The sequence below is a fragment of the Pseudomonas sp. HR96 genome (assembly GCF_034059295.1).
Classification (GTDB): Bacteria; Pseudomonadota; Gammaproteobacteria; order Pseudomonadales; family Pseudomonadaceae; genus Aquipseudomonas.
In genome coordinates this window covers 4,211,011-4,236,604 of record NZ_CP139141.1, presented here as the reverse complement: position 1 = coordinate 4,236,604, position 25,594 = coordinate 4,211,011, and the positions used below count along the sequence as shown (strand labels likewise).

Genomic DNA, 25,594 nt, shown 5'->3' with positions numbered 1-25,594 from the left:
GAACATGTCGCAAACCAACGTAGCCAGCTATGCCGAGACCCGCAACCAGGACATGCAGGCGTATTTCCTCGGGCTGATTTCCGTGGCGGCCTTCGCCATGACCCTGCCCGCGGCGAAGATGCTCGCCGGTGACCTCAGCGCTTTGCAGGTGGGTTTTTTCCGCTCGGTAATCGCGGCGTTCGCGGCCATTCCGTTCCTGCTGATCGGTCGGGCCAAGCGGCCCAATCGCTCGCAGGTCAAGCGCATGCTGTTGACCTCCACCGGCATCGTCTACGGCTTTCCGATCCTCACCGCGCTGGGCATGCAGTACGTGCCCGTCAGCCACGGCGGGGTGGTGCTGGCGGCGTTGCCGCTGTCCACGGCGATCTTCGGCACGCTGATCACCGGCACCCGGCCATCGCGGGCGTTCTGGGTGGTCTCGGCGCTGGGCTTTCTCACCGTGCTGGCCTACACCGTGATCAAGTCCAAGGTCTCGGACATCTACGTCGGCGACCTGGCGCTGCTCGGCGCCGTGGTCCTGGCCGGTTTCGGTTACGCCCAGGGCGGTGCGCTGTCCAAGGAACTGCCGGGCTGGCAGGTGATGTGCTGGACCCTGGTGATCAGCCTGCCGGTACTGCTGCCGGTCAGCCTCTACCTGTTCGACGCCAATACCCTCGGCCACCTGCCGACCCAGGGCGTGGCGGCGCTGCTGTTCCTGGCGCTGGTCAACTCGCTGCTCGGCTTCTTTTCGTGGAACCGCGCCCTGGCGCTGGGCGGCATTCAGCGCATCAGCCAGCTGCAACTGCTGCAGCCGTTCTTCACCTTCGGATTTTCCATCTGGCTGATGGGCGAGGCGTGGAACTGGTTGACGCCGGTGGTGTGCGCCATCGTCATCGTGCTGGTGTGGCTGTCCAAACGCATCTGAACGCCTGCGCGCCGGCTGCCGGCGCGCGTCCTCCATTGCAGGTACGTCCATGACTTCGACGAGTTTTTTTCGCCCCGCCTCCGAATTGCAGGAGTGGGACGCCATGCAACCGGCCGAACATGAAGGCAAGGCTGGCCGTGCCGTCCAGCAGGCCATGGCGCTGCTGGCGCTCAAGCCGGGCGAGCGGGTGCTGCACCTGGGCTGCGGCGACGGGTTTCTCAGCGAGGAGCTGGCACGGCGTGGCGCCGAGGTGGTGGGTTTGGACTACAACCCGCAGCGGGTGCACGTGGCGCGCAGCCGCGGCGTGGACGCCCACCTGGGCGATGCCCAGCAGCTGTTCTACCACCAGGAATTCGACGCGGTGTTCAGCTATGCCGCGCTGCACTGGATGCGTCGCGCCTATCAGGTGGCGTACGGCGCCTGCATGGCGCTCAAGCCGGGCGGGCGTTTCGTCGGCGAGTTCGCCGGGGCCGGGCACGCGCGGCTGATTCGCCGGGCGATCCATGGCGCGCTGGAGCGGCGCTCGGTCAGCGCCGAAGAGCACGACCTGTGGTACCTGCCCACTGCCGGGGAATACCAGCAGGTGCTGGAGGGCGCCGGCCTGCATGTCAACGAGATCAGCTGGTTCGAGCAGCCGCAGGTGCTGGAATACCCCATCGAACGCTGGGTCCAGACCTTCTGCGCGCCGTACCTGGAACTGGTGCCGCTGGCGGCGCGGGCCGGCTTTCTCGACGAAGTCACCGAAGAACTGGCCATGGACCTGCTCGACAGCAGCGGCCAGTGGCGCGTCGACGCCACGCGTCTGCGCTTTCGCGCCACCCGCAAGGGTTAACCTCACCACCGGGAGCAACCCCATGACCATGAAAACCAACGGCCTGGCCCTGAAAAACTTCTACGCCGACCGCCGCGTCTGGACCAGCCGCGACGGCCAGCCCCTGTACTGGGTCGACGACATCAGCCTGGCGGTCAACGGCGCGGAAATCGTCGAAGACTCACACATCGATACGCTCGGCGACGGCGACGAGGTGCAGATATTGGGCGGGCGTATCTACTGCTTCGAAGACCTCGGCGAGGTGGCCTCGCTGGCGGATTATTTCCGCAGTTGGGAGCAGAGCCAGGCGCTGCCGATCAAGCGTTACGCGCGGTAGGCGGAGGCTCGCAGCCCCTGCATCTGCTTTGAGCCTACATTGCAGTGGCAGCACCTGTGACCGCCTTCACCGCCCCCAGCCTGGCCGCGATGAATTGCCTGAAGCGTGGGTCGTTGCAGTGGCTGACGTTCAGGCGGATGTACTGGTCATAGGCATGGGTGTTGCTGAACAAGGACCCCGGGGCGATGAAGATGCGTCCGTCGTGGGCCTGTTCGATCAGGCTGCGGATGTTGACGTGGTCGGGAAAGCGCGCCCACAGAAACAACCCGTCGACACTGTGCTCATCGAACCCTACGCCGAGCTTGCCAAGCCATTCGCGTGCGCGCACGTGTTCCTGGATGACCCGCTGGCGTAGCTCATCCAGATGGTGCTGATATCGGCCGGATTCCAGAGTGTAGGTGACGATGGTCTCGTCCAGCGATGAGCCGCACAGCAGGTTGTACATCTTCTGCTCCACCAGCCGCTCGACGAAGGCTGGGGGCGCCGCCACGTAGCCCAGGCGCAGGGCCGGGCTGAGCACCTTGCTGAAGCCGCTGAGGTAGAAGGTCCGGTTGAGCCCGTCGAGGCTGGCCAGGCGCACGGTCTGCTTGGCCGACAGCGAGCCGAAGATGTCGTCCTCGACCACATGGAAATCGTACTTCTCGGCTAGCGAAAGGATGCGAAACCCCTTGGCCGGCGAGGTGTTGCCGCCGGTAGGGTTGTGGATCAGGGTCTGGGTGAGGAACACCTTGGGCCGGTATTTGACCACCATGGCCTCCATCGCCTCGATGTCCGGCCCGTCGTCCAGGCGCGGCACGGTGATGATGTTGAAGTCGCGGTCCTTGATCAGCTTGAGTTGCAGCAGCAGGTAGCTGGGGTCTTCCACCAGCAGGTAGTCGCCGGGGCGCAGCATCACGTTGCGGATCAGCGAGAACGCATGGGTGGCGCCGACCGTCACCACCACCTGGCTGCTCGAGGCGTTGATGTGGATGTCACGCAGCTTGCTGGCGATCACCGAGCGCAACGCCTGGCTGCCCGCCGCCGGTGCCGGCACGCTGCACGACAAGGTATTGCGGATCAGCCGCCCGGTCACCGAGGCCGGCACGGCATCCACCAGCCAGGCCGGCGGCAGGTAGCCGGAACTGGCCGGCACGTCGTACTGCGACGGGTCCAGCGCGCGGTACAGAAAGCCGGCATGCAGGCTCGACGGCGGGATCAGCGTATCGAGGTCCTGCACCCCGGCCGGGTTGACCGCCAGGATGTAATAACCGGCCCCCGGCCGCGACTCGATGATGTGCTGCGCCACCAGGTCTTCATAGGCGCTGCTGACCGTGAAATTGCTGACCCCCAGCTGCTTGGACAGCGCCCGCACCGACGGCAGCCGCGAGCCCTGCACCCACTGGAACGATTCGATGCGCGCGATGATGGCACTGCGAATCTGGTCGACCAGCAGGGTTTTGCTGCTGCGATCTATTTCGAACATGTGGGTGTCCCTGGTTGAACCTGTGCAGCTGGCTGCGCCTTGCCTGATGGCTGCGCTTTCCAGCGAACGGCAAAGGTAAGCCAAGGCCGAGGCCGGTGCAATGCAACCCGGCATGCGGTAGCGGGACGATTGGGCAATAACATTCAAATACATCCGCCATCGTTGAATATACTGCCCAAGATCAGCGCCCGACCGGAGGCCATCCGATGAGTCTCGCATGCCGAACGATCGCCTCGCGTAAACGTATCGCCCTGGTAGCCCACGATGAATGCAAGCAGCGCCTGCGCGACTGGGTAGGGGAGCATTCGAAGGTACTGGTCAAGCACAGCCTGTATGCCACCTGCGCCACTGCGCGAATGATTCAGGACATCGGCAACCTCAAGGTCATCCCTTTGCTCAGCGGGCCGCTGGGCGGCGATCAGCAACTGGGCGCGATGGTCGCCGAAGGGCGCATCGACATGCTGATCTTCTTCTGGGACCCGCTGGCGGTCCATCCCCATGACGACGATATCAAGGCATTGATGAGGGTGGCGACCGCCTGGAACATTCCGACGGCGAGCAACGCCAGTACGGCGGAGTTTCTCATCACGTCGCGGTTGTTCAGGCGCTCGCTGGTGATTCGCACACCGGGCTGAAAGGCGCGGTTGGTCTGTGGCGGCGTGCAGACTCAAGGGGAGGAATGATAGCCCTTGGTGTCACTCTCAATCATCAAACTGTCACTTTCAATCATTGAGCCGCGCGCGGCGCGCCATTAATGTCCATCCTCAGACAACGACAAGGCCTGCCACGGCAGCCCTTGCATCCCGTGATTGAACCGATGTGGAGTTTCGCCCATGGCCGCCGCCCTTTACCCGCACCTGCTGGCCCCGCTGGACCTGGGGTTTACCACCCTGCGCAACCGTACCCTGATGGGCTCGATGCACACCGGCCTTGAGGAAACCCCGGGCGGGTTCGAGCGCATGGCGGTGTACTTCGCCGAGCGCGCACGGGGAGGGGTGGGGCTGATGGTGACCGGTGGCATCGGGCCCAATGTCGAGGGTGGGGTGTACGCCGGGGCGGCCAAGCTGACCACGCCCGAGGAGGCCGAGAAACACCGTATCGTCACCCGCGCGGTACACGCCGAGGGCGGCAAGATCTGCCTGCAGATCCTTCACGCCGGGCGTTACGCCTACAGCCCCAAGCTGGTGGCGCCGAGCGCCATCCAGGCGCCGATCAATCCGTTCAAGCCCCATGAACTGGATGAAGCGGGCATCGAGCAGCAGATCGCCGACTTCGTGCGCTGCGCCCGCCTGGCGCAGCAGGCGGAGTATGACGGCGTCGAAATCATGGGTTCCGAAGGTTACTTCATCAACCAGTTCCTCGCCGCCCACACCAACCACCGCACTGACCGCTGGGGCGGCAGCTACGAGAATCGCATGCGCCTGGCGGTGGAAATCGTGCGGCGGGTGCGCGAAGCGGTAGGGCCGAATTTCATCCTGATCTTCCGCCTGTCGATGCTCGACCTGATCGCCGGCGGCAGCGTCTGGGAAGAAGTGGTGCAACTGGCCCAGGCCGTGGAGCAGGCCGGCGCGACCCTCATCAACACCGGCATCGGCTGGCACGAGGCGCGGATCCCGACCATCGCCACCAAGGTGCCGCGGGCGGCGTTCACCAAGGTCACCGCCAAGCTGCGCGGCGCGGTGGGCATTCCGTTGATCACCACCAACCGCATCAACACTCCTGAGGTGGCCGAGCGCGTGCTGGCCGAAGGCGATGCCGACATGGTCTCCATGGCCCGGCCGTTCCTCGCCGACCCCGAGTTCGTCAACAAGGCCGCCGAGGGCCGCGCCGACGAGATCAACACCTGCATCGGCTGCAACCAGGCCTGCCTGGACCACACCTTCGCTGGCAAGCTGACCAGCTGCCTGGTCAACCCGCGTGCCTGCCACGAGACCGAACTCAACTACCTGCCCACTGCCCACGCCAAGCGCATCGCCGTGGTCGGCGCCGGCCCTGCGGGGCTCGCCGCGGCGACGGTGGCGGCCCAGCGCGGCCACCGGGTGACCCTGTTCGACGGCCATGCCGAGATCGGTGGGCAGTTCAATGTGGCCAAGCGCGTGCCGGGCAAGGAGGAGTTCTACGAAACCCTGCGTTTCTTCCAGCGCAAGCTGCAGACCACCGGTGTCGACCTGCGGCTGAACACCCGGGTGGATGTCGCCGCGCTGGTTGCCGGCGGCTATGACGAGATCATCCTGGCCACCGGCATTGCCCCGCGCACCCCGGCCATCCCCGGCATCGACCATCCCATGGTGCTCAGTTACCTCGACGTGCTGCAGGCGGGCAAGCCGGTGGGTGCGCGGGTGGCGGTGATCGGGGCGGGCGGCATCGGCTTCGACGTCAGCGAGTTCCTCGTGCACCAGGGCGTCGCCACCAGCCTGAACCGCGACGCCTTCTGGCAGGAGTGGGGCATCGACCCGAGCCTGGAGGCGCGCGGCGGCGTCGCCGGCATCCGGGCCGAGCCGCAGGCGCCGGCGCGGCAGATCTACCTGTTGCAGCGCAAGGCCAGCAAGGTCGGCGACGGCCTGGGCAAGACCACCGGCTGGATTCACCGCACTGGGCTGAAGAACAAGCAGGTGCAGATGCTCAACAGCGTCGAATACCTGAAGATCGACGACGGCGGCTTGCACATCCGGGTGGGCGAGGGCGAGCCGCAGCTGTTGGCGGTCGACAACGTCATCGTCTGCGCCGGCCAGGACCCGCTGCGCGAGCTGCAGGACGGCCTGCTCGCCGCCGGCCAATCGGTGCACCTGATCGGCGGCGCCGATGTGGCGCTGGAGCTGGACGCCAAGCGCGCGATCAACCAGGGTTCGCGGCTGGCCGCCGAGCTGTAGACTGCGCGCCATCTTGCGATGGAGCCTTGAATGAACGACCTGCCCCTGGCGCCGCTGCAGCGCCTGCACTTCGCCTGGCTCGAAGGCGCAGGCGTGGAGCTGGCGGTGCTGCGCCTGGACCTGATCGACCCGCTGATCAGCGGCAACAAAGGGTTCAAGCTGTTGCCCTACCTGCAAGCGGCGCGCGCGCAGGGGCGCAATGGCTTGATCAGCCTGGGCGGCGCCTACTCCAATCATCTGCACGCATTGGCGGCGGCCGGGCAGCGCCTGGGTTTTGCCACGGTCGGGCTGCTGCGTGGCCATGCGCAGGAAACGCCAACGGTGGCGGATTTGCGCAGGTTCGGCATGCAGTTGCATTGGCTGGGTTATGCCGGCTATCGCCAGCGCCATGAACCGGATTTCTGGACGCCCTGGCGCGAGCGGTATCCCGACCTGCTGGCGGTGCCCGAAGGTGGCGGCGGCCCGCTGGGTGCGCAGGGCTGCAAGCTGATTGTGCAGCAGGCCCGTGAGCAGTTGGCGGCCCTGGGCTGGGCGGACTATCACGGCTGGTGGCTGGCCTGCGGCACCGGCACCACCCTGGCCGGGCTGGTGCTGGCGGAGGCCGGCGCGCATCCAGTGTACGGCGCCATGGCGGTGCCGAGCGGCCACGGCGTAGCCGAAACGGTGGCGGCCTTAGCAGGGGGGCAAGGCTACCAGCTGCTCGAGGCCAGCCGGGGTGGGTTTGCCAAGGTCGACGAAGCGTTGCTCGGGTTCATGGCCGAGTGTGAGGAACAGGCGGGCGTGCCGCTGGAGCCGGTCTACACGGCCAAGGCCTTGTGGGCGTTGCGCGAGCGGGTCGAGGCTGGACTTTTTCCGCCTGGGGCTCGGCTGATCTTCGTGCACACCGGGGGTTTGCAGGGGCGGCGCTGAACCGGCCCGGACACTGAGTGACTACCCTCGCCAGCTACGCCGGCTCCTACGCCAACCTTGGCGACCGCAGATGACGTGGGAGGGGGCAAAGCCCCCGAGAGGCCGCAGGCCGGTTTGATTTATGGCTTGACAGGGGAAATGCGTCGCCGTCCGCGCCAGCTTTGTCGGCTCCTACAGGATCGCCTTGGTGCATGGCGGTCTGTCGTCGAGCATCAAGAGCGGTCATTGGCGATGCCATTGGCCGCCTATAAATCGAAACAAATGTAGGAGCCGGCGTAGCTGGCGATAGGCCGCGCGGGGGCCGCTGGTGGCCATATTGGACATTTCGCCGGGCGCCCGAAGATCAAACCGGCCTGGCGGCCTCTCGGGGCTTTGCCCCTCCCACGTCTGTCCTGAAATTCAATCACCACCATCACCGGCCGCCCGCGCGGCCTATCGCCAGCTTCGCCGGCTCCTACGCCGCCCTGGCGTGCGCCACATTTTGGCGTAGGAGCCGGCGAAGCTGGCGAGCGAGGCAACACCGAACTCTCCTGCACGAGGTCGCAACTTGCGCTGAATCGTGCACCGGGGCGGACGTGGATGAGGGCACAGCCTCCGACTGGCCGCCTGTCCGGTTCAATCGACCCGCCGCCGCGGCAGGATGCGTGACAATGCGTTATCGCGCCGCAGATAGTGATGTGCCAAGCCCGCCACGGCGTGCAGCCCGATCAGCCAATAACCCCATTCACCGACCCGAATGTGCCAATCCTCGATCTGCCCGGCCAGCTCGCGATTGGCGGCGATCAACGGCGGCAGTTGCAGGCCCCAGAAAGGTATCGGCTTGTCCTGCCCGCTCAAGGTCAGCCAGCCCAGCAGCGGCATGGCGATCATCAGCGCGTACAACGAGAGGTGCATCAGCCGCGCCGGCCAACGTTGCCAGGCCGCAGGCGCCGGCACGATGCGCGGGGTCACGCCCAGGCTGCGCGCCAGCAGGCGCAGCCACACCAGCACGAACACGCTCAAGCCGAGCATGAAGTGAAACTGACCCAGCAGCAGGCGGCCAGTGCTGGCGCGGTCGAAATGGCTGCGCAATTCGATGCAGGCGTACACCGCCGCCAACAGCACCACCATCACCCAGTGCAGGGTAATGGAGAGGGTGCCGTAACGGTCCTGGGTGTTGTTCCAGCTCATGCTCGCGCCTTACCTGTCCAGCCATTCATCAATCAATGTCGTTCCCGGCAACGTGGGGCCACAGATCGCTGACCAGAAACACCCGTTCGGCTTCATGCCAGCTGCCATCGGCGCCCGCCACCAGGCGAACCAGCAGTTGGGCACGAGCCTGCGGATCGAGTTCCGCCAGCCATGCCTGCAAGCGCGCCTCGGGCCACACCTCGTCCATTCGCGCTGGCGCCAACCAGGCCGCGCGGGGCAGCGGTTGCCACTGGCCCGGCCCGGCTTCGGCGGCCAACGCGGCCCAGTCGCGCCGGTGCACCCAGCGCCCCCGGCAATGCTCGTCAGCGGCGCCCTGCGGTGCCGGCATCGAGCAACCGTAGGGGTAGAACAGATAGCCGCCCAGCCACAGCTGCGAGCGGCACACCTGGACCTCCAGTTCGGCCAGTGCCGCCTGCGCCTGCGGCCGTGCTGCCATCGGCAACTGGTGCTCGCGCAGATGCGCCAGCTTGCGGCCCAGCCGGTCGTGACAGCCGGGGCCGAGCCAGGCGAAAGGGTCCGCACCTGTCAGGCTATCGGCAGGGCCCAGGTAAAGCTTGATGGCCAGCTCCAGATGATGCACGCCGCTGGCGTCGCGCAGCACGATGTCCAGCTCGCCCAGGGTGCGGCCGGCGTCGCGGATTGCCAGGTTTGCCGCCACCAGCTCGACCCCCGGCGCGTGCGCCAGGGCGAATTGCCAGAGGCGTTCGTAGTACACGCCCAGGCGCCGGGTGCTGCTGCGGGCGAGCCAGTCGAGCAGGGGTTGTGCGTGCCGGTCGAGCGCCCGCAGCCACTGCTCCAGCGCGGCGGGTGCCTGCGCCCAGTCGCTGCCGGCCAGCGGATGACACTGGGCCATGGCCCCGGGGGCCAGCAGCGGTGGCGCCACCAGCACCCAGGCCAGGTCGCGCACGGCCGGCTGGCGCAGGGAGCCTGGCAGGTATCGCAAGTCGTTGAATGGGTTCATGCTGCGCAGCATAGCGCGCTCGCGACCGGAAAGGGTTTTGCCCAACCCGTGCTTTCGCCCATAATCCAGTGCATATCGAGGTGGCCCCCTTGTGGGGGCGGTCGCCAGCGCTCGCCCAGACTCAAGCAGGATCCCCATGGAGCAATTTCGCAATATCGGCATCATCGGTCGCCTCGGCAGCTCGCAGGTGCTGGACACCATTCGCCGGCTCAAGACCTTTCTGCTCGAACGGCACCTGCATGTCATCCTCGAGGACACCATCGCCGAAGTATTGCCCGGCCACGGCCTGCAGACCTCCACGCGCAAGATGCTCGGTGAAGTCTGCGACCTGGTGATCGTGGTCGGCGGCGACGGCAGCCTCTTGGGCGCTGCGCGCGCGCTGGCCAGGCACAATATTCCGGTGCTGGGCATCAACCGCGGCAGCCTGGGTTTTCTCACCGACATCCGTCCCGATGAGCTGGAAGTCAAGGTCGCCGAAGTCCTTGACGGCCATTATCTGGTCGAGAACCGTTTCCTGCTGCAGGCCTCGGTGCGCCGCCACGGCGAGTCGATCGGCCAGGGCGACGCGCTCAACGATGTGGTGCTGCACCCCGGCAAGTCGACGCGGATGATCGAATTCGAGATCTACATCGACGGCCAGTTCGTCTGCAGCCAGAAGGCCGACGGCCTGATCGTCGCCACGCCCACCGGTTCGACCGCCTACGCGCTGTCCGCCGGCGGGCCGATCATGCACCCCAAGCTCGACGCCATCGTCATCGTGCCGATGTACCCGCACACCTTGTCGGGCCGGCCGATCGTGGTCGACGGCAACAGCGAGCTGAAGATTGTCGTGGCCAAGGACATGACCATCTACCCGCAGGTCTCCTGCGACGGCCAGAACCATTTCACCTGCGCCCCCGGGGACACCATCACGGTCAGCAAGAAGTCGCAGAAGCTGCGCCTGATCCACCCCCTGGACCACAACTACTACGAAGTGTGCCGGACCAAGCTCGGCTGGGGCAGCCGGCTCGGCAACGGAGGCGATTGATGCTCGATCCGGCGCGCAGTTTCGATCTGATCGGCGACGTGCATGGTTGTGCTCACACCCTCGAGCATCTGCTCGACACGCTCGGCTACCGCAAGCAGGCCGGCGTCTGGCGCCACCCGTCGCGCCAGGCGCTGTTCCTCGGCGACATCATCGACCGCGGCCCGCGCATTCGCGAGGCGCTGCACATCGTCCACGACATGGTGGTGGCCGGCCAGGCGCTGTGCATCATGGGCAACCATGAGTTCAACGCCCTGGGCTGGACCACTCTGGCGCCGCCGGGCTCGGGCAAGGAGTACGTGCACGAGCACACCCCGCGCCATCAACGGCTGATCCAGGCCACCCTCGACCAGTTCGCGCAGCACCCCGGCGACTGGCAGGACTTCCTTGGCTGGTTCCACCAACTGCCGATGTGCATGGACGGCGGGCGTTTTCGCGTGGTGCATGCCTGCTGGGACCATGCCCTGATCGACAGCTTCCTGCAGCGCCACCCCGACGCCTGCATCGACACCGCCTTCGTGCAGCAGGCCGGCATCAAGGGCAGTTTCGCCAACCGGGTGTTCGACCGCCTGCTGCGCGGCACCGACATGCGCCTGCCCGACGGCTTGACCCTGACCGGTGGCGACGGCCTGACCCGGGCGTTCTTTCGCACCAAGTTCTGGGAAGACGACCCGCAGACCTACGGCGACATTGTCTTCCAGCCCGACGCCTTGCCCGAGCAGATCGCCCGCGTGCCCCTCAGCGACTCCGAGAAAAGTGCTCTGCTGCGCTACGGCGCCGCCGAGCCGCTACTGTTCGTCGGCCACTACTGGCGCAGCGGCCGGCCCAGCGCCATTCGTCCCAACCTGGCCTGCCTGGACTACAGTGCGGTGCTCTATGGCAAGCTGGTGGCCTACCGGCTGGACAACGAAACCGAGGTCGACCCGCGTAAATTCGTCTGGGTCGACGTGCAGCGTCCGCAAGCCCCTGTCCCGGGCGCCGAGGCATGACCCCATTTTCTTTCACAGGCCCCTGCCATGGATGATTCCACCCTCGCACAACTGGAAGCGGCCCTGGCCGCTTCCCCCGGCAATGCCGCGCTGCTGAGCCTGTTGCTCAAGGCCTACCTGGAGCGTGGCGAGCATCAACGCGGCCTCGACCGCCTGCCTGGCCATCTCGGCGACACCCCTGAAAACGCCGCGCTCAAACCTCTGGCGGTACAGCTGTGCCTGCACGCCGGCGACGCCGCGCGCGCGCTGGCCCTGGCCGATGGCGCCGACCCGGCGCTGGGCCTGCTGCGCGCCCGCGCCCTGGCCGACCTCGGTCGGCTCAAGGAAGGCCTCGGCGAATATCGCGCGGCCATCGCCGCCAACGCCGCGCTGGAAGACATGGCCTTGCTGCGCCGGCTCAACGTGTCGGTCGTGGAGTTTCCATCGGCTGAAGGCCGGCCCAAGCTGCGGGTGATCTCCAACGACGACACCGATGAAAGCGAAAGCCGCCGTCTGCTCGAACCCAGCGCCGAGACCCTGACCTTCGACGACATCGGCGGCCTCGACGAACTGAAGAAAACCATCCACAAGAAGATCATCCTGCCGTACCAGAAGCCCGGCCTGTTCCAGCGCTTTCGCAAGCGCGTCGGCGGCGGCGTGCTGCTGTACGGCCCACCGGGCTGCGGCAAGACCCTGCTGGCCCGGGCCACGGCGGGGGAGTGCAAGGCGACCTTCTTCAATATCGCCATCAGCGACGTGCTCGACATGTACATCGGCGAGTCCGAGCGCAAGCTGCACGCCCTGTTCGAGCAGGCGCGCAAAGCCGCGCCGGCGGTGATGTTCTTCGACGAGGTCGAAGCCCTCGGCGGCAAGCGCTCGAACACCCGCGAGGCGACCTCGTCGAAACTGGTCAGCCAGTTTCTTTCGGAAATGGACGGCTTCACCCACGACAACCACGGCGTGCTGATTCTCGCCGCCACCAACGTGCCCTGGTCGGTGGACTCGGCCTTCCGCCGCCCCGGCCGCTTCGACCGCGTGCTGTTCGTGCCGCCGCCCGATCGCACAGCGCGGGCCAGCATGCTGCAGCTGATGCTGGCCGACCGTCCGTTGGCGCCAGGCATCGACCTGGCCTTCCTGGCGAAGAACACCCCCGGCTTCTCCGGCGCCGACTTGAGCGAGCTGGTGGAGACCGCCGCCGACGAGGCCATCGAAGCGTCCATCGCCAGCGGCAGCGAGCAGCCGATCAGCGACGCGCACCTCAAGGCCGCGCTCAAGCAGGTGCGCGCCACCACCCTGGAGTGGCTGACCACGGCGCGCAACTATGCGCGCTACGCCAACGAAGGCAACCAGTACGACGAAGTGCTGGCCTTCCTCGACCAACATGCCAAGGACCGCTGATGGCTGCGCGCAGTAGCACCTATCGTATCGACGACGAACCGCGCCCCAGCGCCTGGGCACGCCTGGCCGTGTCGCCGCTCTGGCCGCTGCTGGGCCTGATGCTCGGCGGCACCTGGCTGGGCCTGCCGTGGTTCGCCTTCAACTCGGTTGCCGTCGGCAGCCCGACTCGCACCCGCGAACTGACGCTGGTGGCGGTCGGCATCGCCGGTAGCGTAGTGATCGGCCTGATGCTCGTGCACGCCGTGAATGTGGGCTATATCCGCAGCGCGGCCAGCTGGCAATACGCCCTGCTGCTGGTGCTGATCTGGAAACTGGCCATCGGCTACGCGCTGTTCGTGCAGCAGAGCGCCACCATCGAGTTGTACCAGTACTACGGCGGGGTGCTCAACCGCTTCGGGATCGTCGTGGTGTTGCTGGCGACCTTCGTGCTGCGCGACCCGATCATCAGCGCGATCCCCCATACCCTGTGGTTACTGGTCGTGAGCTGAGGAGTCGCCGATGAATGCTTCCTACCTGCTGCAACTGGCCTACCAGCGCCTGCAAGCCGGGCACAACGACGGCGCCATCGACAGCCTGCGCCAGCTGCTGGCCGAAGACGGTGAACATGCCGAGGCCCATGCGCTGCTGGCGATCTGCTTGATCAACATGCGCCGGGTCCATGCCGCCCGCGCCGAATCGCGCCTGGCGCTGGCCTTCAACCCGGAACTGCCAGTGGCGCACTACGCCATGGCGGTGGTGGCCATGGCCCTGCGCCAGTTCAAGAGCGCCGAACAGCACCTGCGCCAGTTGCTCGACATGGAGCCGCTCAATCCGCTGTACCACCGCACCCTGGCCGAGCTTTATAGCCTCACCGGGCGCTCGGCGCCGCGCCTGGAACAACTGCACAAAGCCCTCGAACTGAGCCCCAACGACCCTGCCAACCTGGTCGCGATGGCCCAATACCATCGCAGCGAGGGGCACTGGGAGCAGGCCGAGGCGTTTGCCCGCGAAGCCTTGCAGAGCGACCCTGGCCACCCCGGCGCGGTGGTGGTGCTGGGCCACCTGCTGTTGCGCCGCGGTGACACCGCCGGTGCCCGCGAGCACGCCATCTGGGCCCTGCAGGAAAACGCCAACGACCGCGCCGCGCTGCACCTGATCACCGCGGTCAAGGCCCGCGAAAGCCTGTTCCTGAGCTTCTGGTGGCGGCTCAATGCGTGGATGAGCGAACGCGGCACCACCCGCGCCATCGTCATCCTGCTGGGGATGTTCGTGCTGTTCCGGGTATCGGTGATCGCCATCACCCAGCAGGGCTACCCACAAGTGGCCCAGGTCATCGATTGGGTGTGGCTGGCGTTCGTCGTCTACACCTTCGCCGCACCGCAGATCTTCAAGCGCGCCCTGGACAAGGAGCTGGTGCAGGTGCGGTTGTCCAAGGAGTTCTGAAATCAACAGCCCGGGGCGGTGCCCCTCCCACGCCGATCGCATACCCAGGTGGGAGGGGGCATAGCCCCCGATCTGTTGGCCCTGTCCTGATTTCCCTGCCACCGGTAAACTGCAGCCATCATTTCGGAGGCCAGCGCATGTCATCCTTTGCTCACATGATTGAAAACATTACCCCGGAAATCTACGAGAGCCTCAAGCTCGCCGTGGAAATCGGCAAATGGTCGGACGGCCGCAAGCTCACCACCGAGCAGAAAGAGTTGTCTTTGCAGGCGGTCATCGCCTGGGAACTGCAAAACCTGCCCGAAGACCAGCGCACCGGCTACATGGGCCCGCAGGAGTGCTCGTCGAAGTCGGTGCCGGTGGAAAACATCCTGTTCAAGTCGGACGCTATCCATTGATTCAACTCCAAGAGCTGGGCCGTGGCGCGGTCAACAAGATGTCCACGGCGCTGCAAGACGACACCGTGCAATACCAGTTGCGCCTCGGCGAGCTGCGCATCCCGGTCAACCCGCTGATTGGCCGCACGCTGCGTCTGGAATACCTGGGTGCCATCCACTGCGTCAATTGCGGGCGCAAGACCAAGACCAGCTTCAGCCAGGGCTACTGCTATCCGTGCATGACCAAGCTGGCGCAGTGCGACGTGTGCATCATGAGCCCGGAGAAATGCCATTACGACGCCGGCACCTGCCGCGACCCGGTCTGGGGCGAGCAGTTCTGCATGACCGACCACGTCGTGTACCTCGCCAACTCCTCCGGGATCAAGGTCGGCATCACCCGCGCCACCCAGCTGCCGACTCGCTGGCTCGACCAGGGCGCCAGCCAGGCGCTGCCGATCATGCGTGTCGCCACTCGCCAGCAGTCCGGCCTGGTCGAAGACCTGTTCCGCTCCCAGGTAGCTGACCGCACCAACTGGCGCGCGCTGCTCAAGGGCGATGCGCAGAAGGTCGACCTGGTGGCCGTGCGCGAGCAGCTGTTCGACAGCTGCGCAGCCGGCATCCACATGCTCCAGGCGCGTTTCGGCCTGCAGGCCATTCAGCCGTTGCTGGACGTACAGCCCCTGGAGATCCGCTACCCGGTGCAGGCCTACCCGACCAAGGTGGTCAGCTTCAACCTGGACAAGAACCCGGTGGCCGAGGGCACGCTGCTGGGGATCAAGGGTCAATACCTGATATTCGACACCGGCGTGATCAATATTCGTAAATACACGGCGTATCAGCTTGCCGTGCAGCACTAACCGATAACCCATAGCCGAAGGGACAGAAGGAATTTCGCATGCGCACCGAACAGCCGAAGATGATCTACCTCAAGGACTATCAGGCGCCCGATTACCTGATCGACGAAACCCACCTGACCTTCGAACTGCATGACGACCACACCCTGGTGCACACCCAGCTGGTGATGCGCCGCAATCCCGAGCTGGACGCTTCCCTGCCGCCGTTGGTGCTCGACGGCCAGGCGCTGGAGTTGCTTGCGGTCGCCCTGGGCGATAAAGAGCTGAGTGCCGGCGACTACCAGGTCGACGACAATCACCTGACCGTACACCCGGCCAGCGCCAGCTTCAGCCTCGACACCAGCGTGCGCATCCACCCCGAAACCAACACCGCGCTGGAAGGCCTGTACAAGTCCAGCGGCATGTTCTGCACCCAGTGCGAGGCCGAAGGCTTTCGCAAGATCACCTATTACCTCGACCGCCCGGACGTGATGAGCCGCTTCACCACCACGCTCAGCGCCGACAAGCTGGCGTACCCGATCCTGCTGTCCAACGGCAACCCGGTGGCCAGCGGCCCCGAGGGTGACGACCGGCACTGGGCCACCTGGGAAGACCCGTTCATGAAACCGGCCTACCTGTTCGCGCTGGTGGCCGGCGACCTGTGGTGCGTGGAGGACAAGTTCACCACGATGTCCGGGCGCGAGGTGACCCTGCGCATCTACGTCGAGCCGGAAAACATCGACAAGTGCCAGCACGCCATGACCAGCCTGCAGAAGTCCATGCGCTGGGACGAAGAGGTGTATGGCCGCGAGTACGACCTGGACATCTTCATGATCGTCGCGGTCAACGACTTCAACATGGGCGCCATGGAGAACAAGGGCCTCAACATCTTCAACTCCAGCGCCGTGCTGGCCCGCGCCGAAACCGCCACCGACGCGGCGCACCAGCGGGTCGAGGCGATCGTCGCCCACGAGTATTTCCACAACTGGTCGGGCAACCGCGTGACCTGCCGCGACTGGTTCCAGTTGTCGCTCAAGGAAGGCTTCACGGTGTTCCGCGACTCCGGCTTCTCCGCCGACATGAACTCGGCCACGGTCAAACGCATCCAGGACGTGGCCTTCCTGCGCACCCACCAGTTCGCCGAAGACGCCGGCCCCATGGCCCACGCCGTACGCCCGGAGAGCTTCATCGAGATCTCCAACTTCTACACCCTGACCGTGTACGAGAAGGGCTCGGAAGTGGTCGGCATGCTCCACACCCTGCTGGGGCCGCAAGGCTTTCGCAAGGGCAGCGACCTGTACTTCGAGCGCCACGACGGCCAGGCGGTGACCTGCGACGATTTCGTCAAGGCCATGGAAGACGCCAACGGCGTCGACCTGACCCAGTTCAAGCGCTGGTACAGCCAGGCCGGCACGCCGCGCCTGGCGGTCAGCGAGGCCTATGACGCCGCCGCGCAAACCTACCGCCTGACCTTCCGCCAGAGCTGCCCGGCAACCCCGGACAAGGTCGACAAACTGCCGTTCGTGATCCCGGTCGCCATGGGCCTGCTCGACAGCCAGGGCCGCGGCCTGAGCGTGCGCCTGCAGGGTGAGGAGGGCGATGTCGGCACCAGCCGCGTGCTCTCGGTGACCGAGGCCGAGCAGACCTTCACCTTCGTCGACGTCCCGGAAAAACCGCTGCCGTCGCTGCTGCGCGGCTTCAGCGCGCCGGTCAAGCTGAGCTTCCCCTACGACCGCGACCAACTGATGTACCTGATGCAGCACGACAGCGACGGCTTCAACCGCTGGGATGCCACTCAGCAACTGGCCGTGCAGGTGCTGCAGGAGTTGATCGGCCAACACCAGGCCGGCCAGCCGCTGGTCATGGACCCGCGTTTGATCAGGGCGCTGGGCACGGTATTGGACAACCCCGAGCTGGACCCCGCCATGGTCACCGAGCTGCTGTCGCTGCCCAGCGAGGCCTACCTCACCGAGATCAGCGAAGTGGCCGACGTCGAGGCCATTCATGCCGCCCGCGAGTTCGCCCGCAAACAACTCGCCGACAGCCTGTTCGACACCCTGTGGCAGCGTTACCAGGCCAACCGTGGCGTCTCGAAAACCACCGAGTACGTCGCCGAAGCCGAACACTTCGCCCGCCGCGCGCTGCAGAACATCGCCTTGTCGTACCTGATGCTCAGTGGTCGGCCAGAGGTCCTCGCCGCCGCCCAGGAGCAGTTCGCCAACGCCGACAACATGACCGAGCGCCTCACCGCGCTGGCCGTGCTGGTCAACTCGCCCTTCACCGCCGAATGCGATGCGGCGCTGGCAACCTTCGCCGAGCAGTTCAAGGACAACCCGCTGGTCATGGACCAATGGTTCAGCGTGCAGGCGGCCAGCCCCTTGCCTGGCGGTTTGGCCCGGGTCAAGGCGCTGATGCAGCACCCGGCCTTCACCCTGAAGAACCCGAACAAGGTGCGCGCGCTGATCGGCAGCTTTGCCGGGCAGAACCTCATCAACTTCCACGCCGCCGACGGTTCGGGCTATCGCTTCATCGCCGACCTGGTGATCCAGCTCAACGCCACCAACCCGCAGATCGCCTCGCGGCAACTGGCGCCGCTGACCCGCTGGCGCAAATACGACAGCGCCCGCCAGGCGCTGATGAAGGCCGAGCTGGAGCGCATCCGTGCCTCCGGGGAGCTGTCCAGTGATGTGTATGAGGTGGTGAGTAAAAGCCTGGCTTGATGGGGGGGCGCTCTAGCCGATGGTGGCCGTGATTGAATCTCAAGGCCGGCCTGGCGGCCTCTCGGGGTCTGCGCCCCCTCCCACATTGGTTTCGCGCCCGACGTGGGAGGGGGCCAAGTCCCCGAGAGGCCGCCAGGCCGGTTTGATCTTCCAGGCGTATGGCGAAATGTCCAATATGGCCACCACCGGCCACAATTGAGTCGTAAGACGTACCCCACAACACCCAAAGGTGTTACCTGCAATCACAGGTAACACCTTTTTTGTTACTTGTAGGAAAAGTTACCTTAGTTGGTATGATTTCTTCTGAAACAACTATGGGGTTGCTGACCGTCAATCGCCTAAGATAGGCGGGCAACTATTTCAGTATCTTTCTGTAAGATTGTTTGACAATAAAACCTGATCTTGCCGAGGCGGACTCCACAACTCGGCTACCCCTCAGCCAAACTAATTGTTCCATAATATTTCAAACTAACGCAGCCCTTCGCTGGCACTTCCCTTGCACTCTCCCTTGCGCCAACACAACAAGACTTACTCTTAAAAAGAGAATCAGGGAGATTCCCCATGCGTATCCAACCTGCCGGAGCCCTGGCTGGGCTGTTGCCCTTGCTGGCCTGTGGGCCTGCCGCCGCCGTTGAGTTCAGCCTGCTGGAGGACGAGTTGCGCGGGTCCTTCGACACCACCTTGTCCTATGGGCAGCTGTGGCGGGTGCAGGGGCGTGACAAGGACAACGACGACGTCAACACCAATGACGGCAATCGCAACTTCAATCCGGGCACGGTTTCAGAGGTGTACAAGGTCACCAGCGATCTCGAGCTGTCGTACCAGAACTACGGCCTGTTCCTGCGTGGCTCGGCCTTCTACGACTCGCGCATCATGGGCCGGCGAACCGATTACGCGGACAACGACCAGCCGCCGCAGCCCAGCCAGAACTTTCCCGACAACACCCGCTTCACCGATGGCACCCGCGACCGCGCCGGGCGGCATGCAGAAATTCTCGACGCCTATGTCTATGGCAACTGGCAAGTGGGCGGCCTGCCGCTCGGCGCGCGGCTGGGGCGGCAGGTGTTCAACTGGGGCGAGGGCATGTTCTACCGCGGCGGGGTCAACACCACCAACCCGATCAACATCACACAGTTCCGCCTGCCGGGTGCCGAGCTCAAGGAAGTGCTGATGCCGGTCGAGGCGCTGAATTTCACCCTGGGCCTGAGCGACAACCTCTCGGCCGAAGCCTTCTACCAGTTCAACTGGAAGGAATCGCAGATCGACCCGGTGGGCACCTACTTTGCCGAAACCGACCTGTTCGCCGCCGGCGGCAACACAGCCTATGCCGCAGCGCCCGAACTCGGCGCGTTGAACCCGCTGTACCGCAGCCTCAGCGCGCTGGGCATCGGCGGTCTGCAGGGCGGCCCGGGGGTGGACGCCAGCGGCAATCTCAAGGTCGCCAGCATCGGTTCGGACCTCAACGCTCGCGACGACGGTCAGTTCGGCCTGGCGCTGCGCTACGTGGCCGAACAACTGAACAATACTGAGTTCGGCTTCTATTTCGTCAACTACCACGCCAAGGAGCCGACCATTCACGCCGACCTCGGCGCCTACCCCGGCCTGGACCTGGCCGGCCTGGCCGCGGCCGCCACCCCGGTGGTGCAACAGCAGGTGGCCGCGCAGCTGGGCCTGACCCTGGCCCAGCTGCAGGGGGCGATCGCCGCCAACCCCAATGGGCCGATCGCCCAGGCGGTGCGCGGGGGCGTCAGCCAGGCGGTGGGCGGCATGGCCACGCTGGACGTGGCCAACCAGGTGCGTGGCCGGCGCGAGTACATCGAGAACATCCACATGTTCGGCACCAGCTTCAACAGCAATTTCGGCAAGGCGTCGCTGTTCGGTGAGCTGACCTACCGGCCGAACATGCCGATCGGCATCGCCAGCACCAGTGACCTGCTCACCGACCTGCTGGTGCAGGCGCCAGCGGTGGCGGCCGGGGGCATGGTCAACATCGGCGGCCAGCACGTGCGCCTGGGCGACGAAATCACCAATGCCGAGCGCGTCAAGCTGTTCAACTTTTCCCTCGGCAGCCTTTACGACTTCGGCCCGCGGCTGGGCTTCGACGGCCTCAGCGGGGTGCTCGAGCTGGCCTCCGAGCACATCCGTGGCAGCGACCTGCGCTACACCGCCTTCGACGGCAGCCGCCGCTACTACAGCAGTCGCGCCAACCTGGGCTACCTCGCCGGCTTTGGCGACGACACGCAGATCACCCGCAATGCCTACGGCGCCACCCTGATGCTGGTCGGCACCTGGAACGACCTGATCGGCGGGGTCAATGTCTCGCCGTTCGCCGTCTACAAGGACGACATCAAGGGCAACTCGCACCAGACCGGCAATTTCATCGAGGGCCGCAAGGCCTATTCGCTGGGGGTGCGCGCGCAGTACCAGAACCGCCTGGAAGCCGAGCTGCAATACACCGAGTTCTACGGCGGCGGGCAGAGCAACGCCATGCGCGACCGCGACAACATCGGCTTGAACGTCAAGTATTCATTCTGAGAGGAAGCACCATGTACCCGACCCTGGCCCTGGCCATGACCCTGGCGCTTTTCAGTGGCGAGGCGCAGGCCCGCTCGCCCGAGGCCGCCGAACAACTGGGCACCACTCTGACGCCCCTCGGCGGGCAGCTGGAGGGCAACGCCGCCGGCACCATCCCGCCCTGGCAGGGCGGCCTGACCATGGCCCCGGCCGGCTATGAACGCTCGGGCCAGCACCACGTCGACCCGTTCGCCAGCGACGAGCCGCTGTTCACCATCGACGCGAGCAACCTGGAGGAGTATCGCGGCCAGCTTACCCCCGGCCAGCAGGCGCTGTTCGCCGCCTACCCAGGCACCTTCCGCATGCCGGTGTTCGTCAGCCGGCGCAGCGCCTCGGCGCCCGAGTCGGTGTACGAGCACACCCGCGTCAACGCCCAGAGTGCGCAACTGCGCGAGGGCGGCAACGGCTTCATCGGCGCCTACGGCGGCATTCCGTTCCCGTTGCCGCGCAATGGCGTCGAGGCGGTGTGGAACCACATCACGCGCTACCGCGGCACCTACCTGACCCGGCGCTCGGCCGAGGTGGCGGTGCAGCGCAACGGCGGCTACGTGCCCATCGTCACCGAGCAGCAGGCGCTCTTCCGCTATTACGACCCGCGCGTCAGCGCTGCAGGCCTGGACAACCGGCTGTTCTACTACCTGACCCAGACCCGTAGCCCGGCACGCCTGGCCGGCGGCGCAATTCTCGTGCACGAGACCCTCGACCAGTACCACGAGCCGCGCCAGGCCTGGGCCTACAACTCCGGGCAACGCCGCGTGCGCCGCGCGCCGAGCCTGGCCTACGATACGCCGATCGCTGCCGCCGACGGCCTGCGCACCGCCGACGACACCGACATGTACAACGGCTCGCCGGACCGCTACGAGTGGAAGCTGCTGGGCAAGCAGGAAATCTACATCCCCTACAACAATTACCGGCTGGGCAACCCGCAGATCACCTACAAGCAGCTGCTGACCCCCAGCCACCTCAACCCCGAGTACACCCGCTACGAACTGCATCGGGTGTGGGTGGTGGAGGGCACCCTGAAGAAGGACGCCCGCCACGTGTATTCCAAACGCCGCCTGTACCTGGACGAGGACAGCTGGCAGGCGGCGGTGGTCGACCAGTACGATGGCCGTGGCGACCTGTGGCGGGTGTCGATGGCCTACCTGAAGAATTACTACGAGCTGCCGACAGTATGGTCGGCGTTGGACGTCTACCACGACCTGCAGGCGCGGCGTTACCACGTGCAGAACCTGGACAACGAGGAGGTCGCCACGGTCGATTTCAGCCAGCCGCTGCCCGATGCGGGGGATTTCACCCCGGCGGCGCTGCGCCGGCAGGGGACGCGGTAATACCGGCTGGCTCGGGAACGGGTTGTCGCCGTTCCCCGTAGGACCGAGCAAGCTCGGTCCTACGGGGAAGGTCGTCGCCGAGCAAGCTCGGTCCTACAGCGCGGTCACCACACAGTTTCAGATCCACACCAAGGAACCCCCTTGCAATGAAACACCTGCTTCTCGCCACTCTCATGGCCCTGTGCAGCGTTGCCGTGATGGCGGCGGAGCCCGACTGGGCCATCCATTCCGAAAAAGCCAGCCAGGCGCTGCTGCTTGACGTGGTCCACGCCGGCAACCGCCTGGTCGTGGTCGGCGACCGTGGCCATATCCTCACTTCCGACGACCAGGGCCAGACCTGGAACCAGGCCCGTGTGCCGACCCGGCAACTGCTCACGGCGGTGTATTTCGTCGACGCCGAGCACGGCTGGGCGGTCGGCCATGACGCGCAGATTCTGGCCAGCAGCGACGGCGGCCAGACCTGGCGCCAGCAGTACCAGAACCTTGAAAGCCAGGCACCGTTGCTCGACGTGTGGTTCCTCGATCGCCAGCGCGGTTTCGTCGTGGGCGCCTATGGCGCCTTCCTCGCCACCGAGGACGGCGGCGAGCACTGGCAGGACATCAGCGAGCGCCTGGACAACAGCGAGCAGCTGCACCTCAACGCCATCGCCGCGATCAAGGACGCCGGCCTGTTCATCGTCGGCGAACAAGGCCACATGTATCGCTCGGCCGACGCCGGGCAGAGCTGGCAAGCGGTGGCCAGCCCCTACGATGGTTCGCTGCTGGGGGTGACCGCCACCGGTCAGCCCGGCACCCTGCTGGTCTATGGTCTGCGCGGCCATTTGTTGCGCTCTGCCGATTTTGGCCAGACTTGGCAAAGCGTCTGCCTGCCCAGCGGCATGCAGGACGGCCTGGCCGGCGCCAGCCTGCTGGCCGACGGTTCGCTGGTGGTGGTCGGCAATGGCGGCAGCGTGCTGCGCAGCCGTGATCAGGGCCAAAGCTTCACCCTGGTCAACCGCGCCGACCGCCTGGCCTTGTCCGCCGTCACCCAGGGGGCGCCCGGGCGGCTGTTGATGGTTGGCCAGGGTGGCGTGCATATCGGTGCCGCCGACGGCGGCCCGGTGGTGGTGCAGCCATGAGCCAGGCGCAAGCCGCCAAGCCCGGCGCCCTCGAACGGCTGATCTTCGAGCACCGCCCGGTGGTGCTCGGCCTGTGCCTGCTGGTCAGCCTGCTGCTGTTCTGGCAGGCGCTGTCGATTCGCCCCGCCACCAGCTTCGAGAAGATGATCCCGCTGCAACACCCGTTCATTGTGCGCATGCTCGAACACCGCAACGACCTCGCCAACCTTGGCAACAGCGTGCGCGTCGCCGTGCAGGTGCGCGAGGGCGATATCTTCAACGCCCGCTACCTGGAGACCCTGCGCCAGATCAGCGACGAGGTGTTCTACCTGCCCGGCGTCGACCGCGCGGCGCTCAAGTCGCTGTGGAGCCCCAGTGTGCGTTGGACCGAGGTCACCGAAGACGGCTTTGCCGGTGGCGAGGTCATCCCGCAGACCTATGATGGCTCGCCCGCGAGCCTCGCCAGGCTACGCGACAACGTGCTCAAGTCCGGCCAGGTCGGGCGCCTGGTGGCCAACGACTTTACCTCGAGCATCATCGACATCCCGCTGTTGGAGAGCTACCCCGACCCGCAGGATCAGGGGCGGCTGGTCAAGCTCGACTACCGCGAGTTTTCCCACCGCCTGGAAGCGCAGATCCGCGAGCACTTCGAGGCGCAGAACCCGGACGTGCAGATCCACATCATCGGGTTCGCAAAAAAGGTCGGCGACCTGATCGACGGGCTGGTCATGGTGGTGATGTTCTTCGCCGTCGCCCTGGCGATCACCCTGGTGCTCTTGTACGCCTTCACCCGTTGCCTGCGCAGCACCCTGGCGGTGCTCGGCACCACGCTGATGGCAGTGGTCTGGCAGCTCGGCCTGATGCACCTGGCCGGGTTCGGCCTGGACCCCTATTCAATGCTGGTGCCGTTCCTGATTTTCGCCATCGGCATCTCCCATGGCGTGCAGAAGATCAACGGCATCGCCCAGCAGTCCAGCGCCGCCGACGGCGCCCTGGCGGCGGCGCGGCGAACCTTCCGCCAGCTGTTCCTGCCGGGGATGATCGCCATCCTCGCCGACGCCGTGGGGTTCCTGACCCTGCTGGTGATCGACATCGGGGTGATCCGCGAGCTGGCCCTCGGCGCCGCCATCGGCGTGGCGGTGATCGTGCTGACCAACCTGATTCTGCTGCCCGTGGCGATTTCCTACCTGGGCATCAGCCCGCGTGCCGTGCTCCGCAGCCAGGCCGACGCGAGCCGCGAGCAGCCGTTCTGGCGCCTGCTGGCGCGCTGCGCCGAGCCTCGGGTGGCACGAGCGTCGATCCTGATGGCGCTGCTGGCCCTGGCCGGCGGCCTCTGGTACGGCCACGACCTGCAGATCGGTGACCTCGATCAGGGCGCCCCCGAGCTGCGCCCGGACTCGCGCTACAACCGCGACAACCAGTACATCATCGACCACTACGCGACCAGCTCCGACGTGTTGGTGGTCATGGTCCAGACCCGCGCCGAAGGCTGCTCCGCCTACGCCACCCTGCAGCCCATGGACGAGCTGATGTGGACGCTGGAGAACACCGAGGGCGTGCAGTCGACGCTGTCGCTGGTCAGCGTGGCCAAGCAGATGATCAAGGGCATGAACGAGGGCAGCCTGAAATGGCAGACCCTGTCGCGCAACCCGCAGGTGCTCGACAGCGCCATCTCCCGCGCCGACGGCCTGTACAACGGCGACTGCTCGCTGTCGCCGCTGCTGGTGTTTCTCAGTGACCACAAGGCGCAGACCCTCGACCGCGTGGTCGCGACCGTGCAAGCCTTCGCCGCCAGCCACGACCGCGACGGCCTGCAATTTCAGCTGGCGGCCGGCAACGCCGGCATCGAGGCGGCCACCAACGAAGTCATCCGTCATTCCGAGCTGACCGTGCTGTTGCTGGTCTACCTGTGCGTGGCCGTCATGTGCCTGCTGACCTTCCGTTCGCTGGCGGCGACCCTGTGCATCCTGTTGCCGCTGGTACTGACCTCGGTGCTGGGCAATGCGCTGATGGTCTGGCTGGGCATCGGCGTCAAGGTCGCGACCTTGCCGGTGGTGGCGCTGGGCGTGGGCATCGGCGTGGATTACGGCATCTACATCTACAGCCGCCTGCGCAGTTTCCTCGACACTGGGCTGGCGCTGCAGGAGGCCTATTACCAGACCTTGCGCTCGACCGGCAAGGCGGTGCTGTTCACCGGCCTGTGCCTGGCCATCGGTGTGTGCACCTGGATGTTCTCGGCGATCAAGTTTCAGGCGGACATGGGGCTGATGCTGACCTTCATGCTGCTGTGGAACATGCTCGGCGCGCTGTGGCTGCTGCCGGCGCTGGTGCGCTACCTGGATCCGCAGCGGGGGGAGCCTGGGAGGGGACAAAGCCCCCCAGAGGCCGCCAGGGTGGTTTGACTC

The 25,594-nt window shown here is 65.9% G+C and carries 21 protein-coding genes; 18 read left to right on the top strand and 3 right to left on the bottom strand.

Translation table 11 applies throughout. The features are described 5' to 3' along the window. The first annotated feature begins 4 nt into the window (after positions 1–4). Genes SFA35_RS18880 through SFA35_RS18870 form a run of 3 tightly spaced genes read left to right on the top strand, consistent with a single transcriptional unit; the run spans position 5 to position 2,052 of the window. Positions 5–904 (top strand): DMT family transporter, encoded by a 900-nt coding sequence (locus SFA35_RS18880; protein WP_320572052.1) that lies wholly within the window; start codon positions 5–7, stop codon positions 902–904. A 49-nt stretch (positions 905–953) separates the two neighbouring features. Next, a complete protein-coding gene (locus SFA35_RS18875) occupies positions 954–1,736 on the top strand; it encodes a methyltransferase domain-containing protein (RefSeq protein WP_320572051.1) in 783 nt (260 codons plus the stop codon). A 22-nt stretch (positions 1,737–1,758) separates the two neighbouring features. Continuing rightward, on the top strand, positions 1,759–2,052 hold the full coding sequence (locus tag SFA35_RS18870; RefSeq protein WP_320572050.1) for a hypothetical protein: 294 nt from the start codon (positions 1,759–1,761) through the stop codon (positions 2,050–2,052). A 34-nt stretch (positions 2,053–2,086) separates the two neighbouring features. Here SFA35_RS18870 and SFA35_RS18865 read toward each other — a convergent pair whose 3' ends face one another. After that, positions 2,087–3,514: a PLP-dependent aminotransferase family protein gene (locus tag SFA35_RS18865; protein WP_320572049.1), complete on the bottom strand. Its 1,428-nt coding sequence runs from the start codon at positions 3,512–3,514 to the stop codon at positions 2,087–2,089. A 206-nt stretch (positions 3,515–3,720) separates the two neighbouring features. Here SFA35_RS18865 and SFA35_RS18860 point away from each other — a divergent pair, with 206 nt between their 5' ends. The 3 genes from SFA35_RS18860 to SFA35_RS18850 all read left to right on the top strand — a co-directional run bounded on the left by SFA35_RS18860 (position 3,721) and on the right by SFA35_RS18850 (position 7,293). Next, positions 3,721–4,149 carry a methylglyoxal synthase gene (locus SFA35_RS18860; protein ID WP_320572048.1) on the top strand — a complete coding sequence of 143 codons (429 nt, stop codon included), beginning with the start codon at positions 3,721–3,723 and terminating at the stop codon, positions 4,147–4,149. Positions 4,150–4,347: 198 nt separating this feature from the next. Continuing rightward, positions 4,348–6,384 (top strand): NADPH-dependent 2,4-dienoyl-CoA reductase, encoded by a 2,037-nt coding sequence (locus SFA35_RS18855; protein WP_320572047.1) that lies wholly within the window; start codon positions 4,348–4,350, stop codon positions 6,382–6,384. Positions 6,385–6,414: 30 nt separating this feature from the next. Beyond that, complete coding sequence (locus tag SFA35_RS18850) at positions 6,415–7,293, top strand: 1-aminocyclopropane-1-carboxylate deaminase/D-cysteine desulfhydrase (protein ID WP_320572046.1); 879 nt, start codon at positions 6,415–6,417, stop codon at positions 7,291–7,293. A gap of 615 nt (positions 7,294–7,908) precedes the next feature. On the opposite strand, the gene SFA35_RS18845 is transcribed toward SFA35_RS18850, so the two are convergent. Then, the gene (locus SFA35_RS18845; protein WP_320572045.1) at positions 7,909–8,463 is read right to left on the bottom strand and encodes a cytochrome b; all 555 of its coding nucleotides are present in this window, start codon (positions 8,461–8,463) and stop codon (positions 7,909–7,911) included. A 28-nt stretch (positions 8,464–8,491) separates the two neighbouring features. Beyond that, on the bottom strand, positions 8,492–9,445 hold the full coding sequence (locus tag SFA35_RS18840) for a DUF1853 family protein (protein WP_320572044.1): 954 nt from the start codon (positions 9,443–9,445) through the stop codon (positions 8,492–8,494). 136 nt (positions 9,446–9,581) lie between these two features. Between SFA35_RS18840 and SFA35_RS18835 the strand changes: the two genes are divergently transcribed. The 12 genes from SFA35_RS18835 (at position 9,582) to SFA35_RS18780 (ending at position 25,591) form a co-directional block, all read left to right on the top strand. Next, on the top strand, positions 9,582–10,472 hold the full coding sequence (locus SFA35_RS18835; protein ID WP_320572043.1) for an NAD(+) kinase: 891 nt from the start codon (positions 9,582–9,584) through the stop codon (positions 10,470–10,472). After that, positions 10,472–11,458, top strand: coding sequence for a metallophosphoesterase (locus SFA35_RS18830; RefSeq protein WP_320572042.1), 987 nt, complete (start codon positions 10,472–10,474; stop codon positions 11,456–11,458). The genes SFA35_RS18835 and SFA35_RS18830 overlap by 1 nt, the downstream gene beginning before the upstream one ends. Before the next feature lie 27 nt (positions 11,459–11,485). Then, complete coding sequence (locus SFA35_RS18825) at positions 11,486–12,835, top strand: ATP-binding protein (RefSeq protein WP_320572041.1); 1,350 nt, start codon at positions 11,486–11,488, stop codon at positions 12,833–12,835. After that, entirely contained in the window at positions 12,835–13,323 is a 489-nt protein-coding gene (locus SFA35_RS18820) for a hypothetical protein (RefSeq protein ID WP_320572040.1), read from the top strand. The genes SFA35_RS18825 and SFA35_RS18820 overlap by 1 nt, the downstream gene beginning before the upstream one ends. Before the next feature lie 10 nt (positions 13,324–13,333). After that, positions 13,334–14,257 carry a tetratricopeptide repeat protein gene (locus SFA35_RS18815; RefSeq protein WP_320572039.1) on the top strand — a complete coding sequence of 308 codons (924 nt, stop codon included), beginning with the start codon at positions 13,334–13,336 and terminating at the stop codon, positions 14,255–14,257. A gap of 137 nt (positions 14,258–14,394) precedes the next feature. After that, positions 14,395–14,655, top strand: a complete 261-nt coding sequence (locus SFA35_RS18810) for a YeaC family protein (protein WP_320572038.1) — start codon at positions 14,395–14,397, stop codon at positions 14,653–14,655. A 38-nt stretch (positions 14,656–14,693) separates the two neighbouring features. Continuing rightward, entirely contained in the window at positions 14,694–15,491 is a 798-nt protein-coding gene (locus SFA35_RS18805; protein WP_320579110.1) for a DUF2797 domain-containing protein, read from the top strand. Positions 15,492–15,529: 38 nt separating this feature from the next. Next, a complete protein-coding gene (gene pepN / locus SFA35_RS18800) occupies positions 15,530–18,187 on the top strand; it encodes an aminopeptidase N (protein WP_320572037.1) in 2,658 nt (885 codons plus the stop codon). 561 nt (positions 18,188–18,748) lie between these two features. Further along, entirely contained in the window at positions 18,749–20,722 is a 1,974-nt protein-coding gene (locus SFA35_RS18795; RefSeq protein WP_320572036.1) for a DUF1302 domain-containing protein, read from the top strand. 11 nt (positions 20,723–20,733) lie between these two features. Next, positions 20,734–22,092: a DUF1329 domain-containing protein gene (locus SFA35_RS18790; RefSeq protein ID WP_320572035.1), complete on the top strand. Its 1,359-nt coding sequence runs from the start codon at positions 20,734–20,736 to the stop codon at positions 22,090–22,092. A 146-nt stretch (positions 22,093–22,238) separates the two neighbouring features. Then, the gene (locus SFA35_RS18785) at positions 22,239–23,210 is read left to right on the top strand and encodes a WD40/YVTN/BNR-like repeat-containing protein (protein ID WP_320572034.1); all 972 of its coding nucleotides are present in this window, start codon (positions 22,239–22,241) and stop codon (positions 23,208–23,210) included. Further along, a complete protein-coding gene (locus tag SFA35_RS18780) occupies positions 23,207–25,591 on the top strand; it encodes an efflux RND transporter permease subunit (RefSeq protein ID WP_320572033.1) in 2,385 nt (794 codons plus the stop codon). Before SFA35_RS18785 ends, SFA35_RS18780 begins: the two co-directional genes overlap by 4 nt. The last annotated feature ends 3 nt before the right edge of the window (positions 25,592–25,594 follow it).